At 62.3% G+C, this 7,623-nt stretch carries 8 protein-coding genes; 1 reads left to right on the forward strand and 7 read right to left on the reverse strand.

All coding sequences use genetic code 11. The annotated features are described in order from the left end of the window. The 7 genes from VD811_08115 to VD811_08145 form a co-directional block, all read right to left on the reverse strand. On the reverse strand, positions 1–303 hold a 303-nt coding region (locus tag VD811_08115; protein ID HXV20935.1), incomplete at its 3' end, for a hypothetical protein. A 20-nt stretch (positions 304–323) separates the two neighbouring features. After that, positions 324–1,334 carry an AmmeMemoRadiSam system radical SAM enzyme gene (amrS, locus tag VD811_08120; protein ID HXV20936.1) on the reverse strand — a complete coding sequence of 337 codons (1,011 nt, stop codon included), beginning with the start codon at positions 1,332–1,334 and terminating at the stop codon, positions 324–326. A 150-nt stretch (positions 1,335–1,484) separates the two neighbouring features. Continuing rightward, positions 1,485–2,645: a rod shape-determining protein RodA gene (gene rodA / locus VD811_08125; protein ID HXV20937.1), complete on the reverse strand. Its 1,161-nt coding sequence runs from the start codon at positions 2,643–2,645 to the stop codon at positions 1,485–1,487. Continuing rightward, the gene (gene mrdA / locus VD811_08130) at positions 2,587–4,479 is read right to left on the reverse strand and encodes a penicillin-binding protein 2 (GenBank protein HXV20938.1); all 1,893 of its coding nucleotides are present in this window, start codon (positions 4,477–4,479) and stop codon (positions 2,587–2,589) included. The genes rodA and mrdA overlap by 59 nt, the downstream gene beginning before the upstream one ends. After that, complete coding sequence (gene mreD, locus VD811_08135; GenBank protein HXV20939.1) at positions 4,469–5,005, reverse strand: rod shape-determining protein MreD; 537 nt, start codon at positions 5,003–5,005, stop codon at positions 4,469–4,471. Before mreD ends, mrdA begins: the two co-directional genes overlap by 11 nt. Continuing rightward, entirely contained in the window at positions 5,002–5,820 is an 819-nt protein-coding gene (mreC, locus tag VD811_08140; protein HXV20940.1) for a rod shape-determining protein MreC, read from the reverse strand. Before mreC ends, mreD begins: the two co-directional genes overlap by 4 nt. A 126-nt stretch (positions 5,821–5,946) precedes the next feature. Then, entirely contained in the window at positions 5,947–6,996 is a 1,050-nt protein-coding gene (locus VD811_08145) for a rod shape-determining protein (protein ID HXV20941.1), read from the reverse strand. Between the two features lie 191 nt (positions 6,997–7,187). Here VD811_08145 and VD811_08150 point away from each other — a divergent pair. After that, the coding region (locus VD811_08150) for a SurA N-terminal domain-containing protein (GenBank protein ID HXV20942.1) at positions 7,188–7,623 on the forward strand (436 nt) is incomplete at its 3' end.

Consider the following 7,623-nt stretch of genomic DNA (forward strand, 5'->3'; position numbering starts at 1 on the left):
CTGAGCGAGCATCAGCGCCACCACCTCGGCATGCAGGATGGAGCAGCGGGCGGCAACGACCAGATTGACGCCGACGGCAAGCAGGCGGCCGTTTTCCGTCTCGAAGACGGCGGCACCGAAGGGCCCCCCCGTCCCTGCTGAGACATTGCGCCGCGCCAGGTCGATGGCCAGACCCATGCGTTCCCGGACGTCCGGATAGCTGGCCCTGGCCGCCTCGGCGGCAAAGTCTTTCAGCCATTCGGGCAGACACAGGTTAAACGAATCGGCCACTGCCTCCCTCGCCCCGGGCCGATTTCCTCCCATCAGACCCCCTCCCTTCTCCATCACCAGACCCCGTCGAGGGGAACACCGCAGAAACCGCACCGGCCATCCCGCACCGAGACGGTTCCCAGACGAAAACCGCGCCTTTCGATCACCGTACGCCGGCAGGCGGAACAAAGGGTGTTCTCCCCTCCTTCGCCGGGAATGTTCCCCTCGTAAACATGGCGCAGCCCGGCTTTGAGACCGATCTGTCTGGCCCGGCGCAGGGTTGAGACGGGTGTCGGCGGCCGGTCAAGAAGCTTGTAGGTGGGATAGAAGGCCGTGACGTGCCAAGGCGTCTCGCGCCCCAACTCCTCGGCAATGAAGCGGGCAATCCCCTTGAGATCGGCCTCGTCGTCGTTGTGGCCCGGGATGATGAGCGTGGTGACCTCGATCCAGATTCCCAGCCGTTTGTAGACCTTCAGGGAATCGAGCACCCCGGCCAGGGTGGCGCCGGCGACCTCGCGGTAGAACTTTTCCGAAAACCCCTTGAGGTCGATGTTGGCTGCGTCGAGATAGGGGGCGATATTCTCCAGCGCCTCCGGGGTGATGTAGCCGTTGGTGACGAAAACGTTCCCGAGACCGGCCTGGCGGGCAAGAACGGCGGTGTCGAATGCGTACTCGTAGAAGATGGTCGGTTCGGTATAGGTGTAGGAGATGCTGCGGCAACCGGCTGCCACGGCCCGGCGGACGATCTCGGCCGATGGCAGATCCCTGCCGGGAATCTCCCGGCGAACGCGGGGGAGTTGGGAAATCTCGTAGTTCTGACAGTGCAGACAGCGGAAGTTGCAGCCGGCCGTGGCGATGGAAAAGCTGGTCGAGCCGGGGTGGTAATGGAAGAGGGGTTTCTTCTCGATGGGATCGATCTGCTCGGCGATGCTTCTGCCGTAGACCAGGGTGTAGAGAACGCCGTCCGTATTTTCCCGGACCCCGCAGATCCCTCGCTGCCCCTCGGCGATCAGGCAGCGGAACCGGCAGAGAGAACAACGCACCTTGCCCCCTTCCGCCTTCGCCCAGAACATGGCCTCATGCATGACGCCCTCCCGTTCGCAAGAGTTGGCAGAAGTATAGCAGAAAGGCGCGAGGCGCGAGGCAAAAGGCACGAGGCAAAAGGCGAGGGGCAAGGGGCAAGGGAGAATGCGAGGCGATGGGTTTCAGCTTTTCCTCGGGCCTCGGGCCTGCCTCTAAAACATAAACCTGCGCATGCCGACGTTGAGCAGCAGCCCCACACCGATCATGGTGGTAACCATGCTCGTTCCACCGTAGGAAAAGAGCGGCAGGGGCACACCTACCACCGGCAGCAGGCCGATCACCATCCCCAGGTTGACAATGATGTGCCAGAAGAGCAGAGCGACCACCCCCAGGGCGAGGTACATGCCGAAGCGGTCGGTGGCGCGCCGGGCGATGTAGATTCCCACGAAAATGACCAGCAGGTAGAGCAGCAGCAGCAGCAGGCAGGCGACGAACCCCCATTCTTCGGCGAAAACCGAAAAAGCGAAATCGGTATGGCGCTCGGGCAGAAAGGAGAGCTGCGACTGGGTCCCCTGCATGTACCCCTTGCCGAAGAAACCGCCGCTGCCCACGGCAATCTTCGACTGGATAATGTGATAGCCGGAGCCGAGCGGATCCCGTTCGGGATCGAGAAAAGTACGGATGCGCTCCTTCTGGTAGTCGTGCAGAAGGAACCAGCCCCCGCTGGCACCGGCCAGTCCGAAAAAGGCGAGCACCGCCAGGGCCGAACGGCGGACACCGGCAAAGAGAATGATGGTGGTACCGATGAACAGCAGGAGCATCGACGTACCCAGGTCGGGCTGCTTCATGATCAGGAGGACCGGCACTCCCATGAGCAGGAAAGGTCCCAGAAGTTCACGCAGGGTATGGCCGGAAGAATGCCCTTTTTCGCTGAAATGCCGGGCCAGGGTGATGATGATGACTATTTTCATGACCTCGGAGGGCTGCAGGTTGAAAAACCCGAGATCTATCCAGCGTGTGGCCCCCATGGTGGTCTTGCCGGCCACAAGCACCACCAGAAGCAGTGCGACATTGATGCCGTAGAAGATGAAGCCGAGATATTCGAGATGCCGATAGTCGACGGAGCAGACGGTAAAAGCAATGAGCAGACCGATGCCCAGCCAATAGGCCTGTTTGACATAGACAGGGGTACCGCTGGGGTCCCAGGAGGAAGTAGCGCTGTAGAGGTTGACCATGCCGATGGCGGCGATCAGACAGATCAGCAGCAGCAGCATCCAGTCAAAATGAGTCAAAAGTCGGCGGTCGAACATCTTCTCAATCTCCGCTGGCAGCCGGGTCGATGGCCGGGTCGGCAGCCGGGTCGCCGGCCGCATCCGCGGTCTCCGGTTTCGGTTCCAGCCCGAAATAGCTGGCAAAAATGGCCCGGGCGACCGGCGCGGCGGCGCTGCCGCCGTGGCCGCCGTGTTCCACCACTACCGCTACGGCCAGTTGCGGGTCGTCGGCCGGCGCGTAGGCGATGAAGAGGGCATGGTCACGGTGCTGGTAGATGGCATCCTGCCCCCGGTCGCTATCGCCCTTGAGCTTGACCACCTGTGAGGTGCCGGTCTTGCCGGCAAAGCGCACCTCTTCCAGGCGACTCGACCAGGCGGTCCCGCCAGGCTCGTTCACCACCGCCTCCATGCCGCGGCGCACCGTCCGCAGCGCCGCTTCCGGCAGTGCCGCCGAATGGAGGACCTCCGGCGCCGTCTCGAACAGAATCTGGCCCGCAGGGTCTTCGATCCGCTTGACGACATGCGGCCGCAGTACCTTGCCGCCGTTGACCACCGCTGCTGTCATGGTGGCAAGTTGCAGAGGGGTCGTCAACACGTAACCCTGGCCGATGGCGGCAATCGCCGTCTCCCCGTCGTACCACCCTGCGCCGAAGCGCCGGCGCTTCCAGGCCCGGTCGGGAATGAGTCCCCCTTTCTCTCCGTCGAGCCCCAGACCGAGCGTCTCACCCAGCCCAAGCTCCCGGACCGTTGCCGACATCCGATCGATGCCCAGGTCGATGCCGACCTTGTAGAACCAGACGTCGCAGCTCTCCTTGAGGGCTTTCTTCAAATCGGTCACCCCGTGCCCCTCTCTTTTCCAGCAGCGGAATTCCCGATTGCCGATGGTAACCTTCCCCTCGCAATTGACGCTGGTCGCGGGCGTGGCAACCCCGGCCCTGAGGGCCGCCAGGGCAACCGCCACCTTGAAGGTCGAACCGGGCGGATACTGCCCGCGGATCGCCTTGTTCTGCAGCGGGTGGCGGGGATTCTGCAGCAGCCCGATCCACTGTTCACCGGAGATGCCGCTGGCGAAAAGTGCCGGGTCGAAGCCCGGCCGGCTGACCAACGCAAGAACCTCGCCGGTACGCACATCGAGGGCCACGGCGGCTCCGGCCTGATCGGCAAAGGCCTTCTCCGCGGCCTGTTGCATGTCACGCTGCAGGGTCAGTATTACCCGGTTGCCCGGTACCGGCTCCAGGGTCCTGAGCAGTCGCAGTTCGCGCCCCTTGACGTCCACCTCGACCCGGCGCTGGCCTTCCCGGCCATGCAGGAAGGACTCCAGGGTCTTTTCCAGCCCGACCTTGCCGACATATTCGCCGAGTCGGTAGTCCCTGTAGGCCTCTTCCTGGATTTCGCGTTCGGTGATTTCCCCCAGGTAGCCGAAAAGATGTGCCGCCGTCTCGCCGTACGGGTAGGAACGCACTGGTCGTACCTCGGTGAGGACGCCAGGCAGGGAGACGCCGTTTTCCTGGATGACTTCCATCACCTCCCGTCCGACATCCTCAGCCAGCGGGATCGGCCGGTAGCGGGAGTAACGCATCCCCTTTTCCCAGCGCTTGGCCAACTCCGCCGGTTCGACGCCGAGATAGGGGGCAAGTCGGTCAAGCAGCCTCGCCTTCTCTTCCACCTCGGATGGGAGAACCGAAACGCCGAAAGCCGGACGGTTGTCGACCAGCAGGTCACCGTTGCGGTCGTAGACCGGCCCGCGGGGAGCGGCAATAGGGACGTAACGGATGCGGTTTTTTTCCGACAGGGAGAGGTAATGCTCGGCCGCTATCACCTGCAGGTACCAGAGGCGCAGGGCAAGCAGCAGAAAAATCGCCGCGGCAGCCAGTGAGAAGAAAATAAATCGGTTTTTGAGGCCGGGGAGCTCCGCCCAGCCAGAATTAAGACCCATAGTGACGACCCACACCGCGCAGCCCCGGGACCCTGGAGCGCGGGGCGAAGCGACGTTGCAGCCATGCTGCTGCCCTGAGCAGAAGACAGGCCGCCAGCAGATTGAGCAGGAGCTGCGGCAGTATCCCTTTGAGGATAATCATCCAGAGGGCACCAGCCTCGGCAAAAAAACCGAGAGCAAAGAGAACCAGGGCGGCCTGCAGCAGGGTGCCGGCCGAAACCAGCAGCAGCAGAAGTACCGGGCTTTCGGTATTAAGCCGGGCGGCCGCGCCGCGCACAGCCAGAAAAGTGCACAACAGGGCGAGGCCATGGAGGCCGGGATAACCGGCAGCGAAGACATCCTGGAGGCAGCCGAGGAGATAGGAGAGTGCGCCGCCGCGAACATAGCCTTCGTTAAGCCCGAGATAGACGACGAGAATCAGCAGCAGGTCAGGCTTGAAATGCAGTGGCAGCATGGGCGGCAGCAGGGTCGTCTGCAGAACGAGAAAGATAAACCCGAGAGGAAAATAGACTAACGTCCGCGTCATCGACGCTCCTTGAGCAGGACGAGGACTTCCTCCAACCGGTAAAAATCGACGGCCGGCGTCACTTCGACGCTCCTGAACAGACCGAAACCACCCGGACTTACCCGGCTCACCGTGCCGACGGTCAATCCCTTGGGGAAGACCCCGCCTGCCCCCGAGGTGACGATCAGGTCCCCTTCCTCGATCTCTTCCCAATGCATGGCAAAATCGAAGCTCAGCAGATTCCCCTGCCCCCGACAGATCCCCCGGGCACGGGTACGCTGGACCAGTCCGGCAATCGCCGAGGAACCATCAGTGGCGAGGAGTACTTTGGACTCGCTGGCGGCGCTCTTGATGACCCGGCCGACCACTCCCTCGGCCACCACCACCGGCATCCCCTCATGCACCCCGTCCTGGCGGCCGCGATCGATGAGCACGGTACGAAACCAGCTGGAAGCGTCCTCGGCAATCACCCGCGCCGGGACCGCCTGGCTCTCAGTCTCCTCACGAAAGGCGAGCAGCCGGCTCAGGCGCTCGTTCTCCAGGCGGACCTCGGTGAGTTGCACCAGTTCGGAGCGCAGTCGACGGTTCTCCGCCGACAGCCGGAGGACCTCCGGAGAGTTGCCGAATATTCCAAGGAAGCGGTTCCAGACCCCGGCCACGCCGTCGGCGAGGATATCCATCCCGCCCTGCACCGGAGCGGTGAGCCCGAGCACGGTCCTCTCGAAGACGTTGGTGGTTTCCCTTTGTCGCAGCTGAGCCGAATAAAGCAGCAGAGCGGCCAGGATGAGGCATCCTGCCAGCAGGGGCGTCCTGTATTTTCGCAGCAGTTCAAGCATCCGTTGCTTCCCGGCACCGGCGAAAAAAGGGAGGGCCCGCGGCCCTCCCGTCCTGTTTCCGATTTCGGATTATAGAATAAAACCACAGGCCGCTGCTACCCCCCATGAGGAGAAAACCCGCCGGCCCTAGGAAGAAATGGTTACCCGCTTGAGCAGGTCGAGTTCGTCCAGCACCTTGCCGGAGCCGAGTACGACGCAAGAGAGCGGGTCCTCGGCGATAACCACCGGCAGGCCGGTCTCCTCGCGCAGCAGGGCATCGAGGTTCGCCAGGCAGGCGCCGCCGCCGGCCAGCACGATCCCCTTGTCGACTATATCGGCCGCCAGTTCGGGCGGCGTGCGCTCCAGGGCGATGCGCACCGCCTCGACGATGGCGTTGACCGACTCGGCAATCGCGTCACGAATCTCATCGGAATCGATTTCCAGGGTCTTGGGAATGCCGGAGACCAGATCGCGTCCCTTGACCTCCATCGTCCGCACGTCGCCCCCCGGATAGGGGTAGGCGCTGCCGATCTCGATCTTGATCTGCTCGGCAGTCCGTTCGCCGATCAGCAGGTTGTACTTGCGTTTCATGTACTGCACAATCGCCTCGTCCAGCTTGTCGCCGCCAACCCGCACACTCTTGGCGTAGACGATACCGGCCAGGGAGATGACCGCCACCTCGGTCGTGCCGCCGCCGATGTCGACGATCATGTTGCCGGAGGCTTCGGTGATCGGCAGACCGGCGCCGATGGCAGCGGCCATCGGTTCCTCGATCAGATAGACTTCCCGGGCACCGGCCGACTCGGCCGACTCCTTTACCGCCCGCTTCTCCACCTGGGTGATTCCCGAGGGGACGCAAATGACGATGCGGGGCCGTATCAGGGTCTTGCGGTTGTGGACCTTCCTGATGAAATAGCGCAGCATTTCCTCGGTGATGTCGAAGTCGGCGATGACTCCGTCCTTCATCGGCCGGATGGCGACGATACTGCCCGGAGTCCGCCCGAGCATTTTCTTGGCCTCCATGCCGACCGCCAGGACCTTCTTCTGGCCCATGGCGTCCTTCTGTACCGCGACCACCGAGGGCTCGCTGACCACGATCCCCTTCCCCTTCAGATAGACCAGGGTATTGGCTGTCCCCAAGTCGATGGCCAGGTCGTTGGAAAACATCCCGAAGATGGCGTCGAATAGATTGAACATGTCTGGAAGGGCTCCTTTCACCCCGTTGCAAGGGGATTTTCCCCTCACGTGAAAATAGTGGGCACATTAGCAAAAACCCCGTTGTTTTTCAAGAACTAAAAGGAAAAGGTATTGCAATTGCCCCCCTGATTGTCTAACATGCGGCACTGTTCTCAAGAGCTGCGCCAACACGCCAAAGGAGAGGCTTATCGATGTTGGATCTGATCCGGAAAAAGCAGAAATCGATTATCATCAAGGTAGTTTTCTGGGCCATCATTGCCACTTTCGTCGGGACGATATTTCTCGTCTGGGGCAAGGGGTCCGACGGCGACCAGCAGGATTCGACCGTGGCAGTCACCGTGAACAAGACCCGGGTCGGCTTCGATGCGTACCAGTCTGCTTACAACAATCTCTACCGACTCTACCAGAACGTCTACCGGGAGCAGTTCACCCCCGAACTGGAGAAACAGCTGCGTCTGCAACAGCAAGCTCTCGACAGCCTGATCGAGCAGACCCTGCTGATCGAGGAAGCGGAGCGGATGGACCTCAGCGTGACGCAGAAGGAACTGGTCGCAGCGATCGCCGCGGTACCGGCATTCCAGGAAAACGGCGCCTTCAGCAAGGAGCGATACCTGCAGGTGCTGAACT

The organism is Desulfuromonadales bacterium, assembly GCA_035620395.1.
In the GTDB taxonomy this organism is placed as follows: domain Bacteria; phylum Desulfobacterota; class Desulfuromonadia; order Desulfuromonadales; family DASPGW01; genus DASPGW01.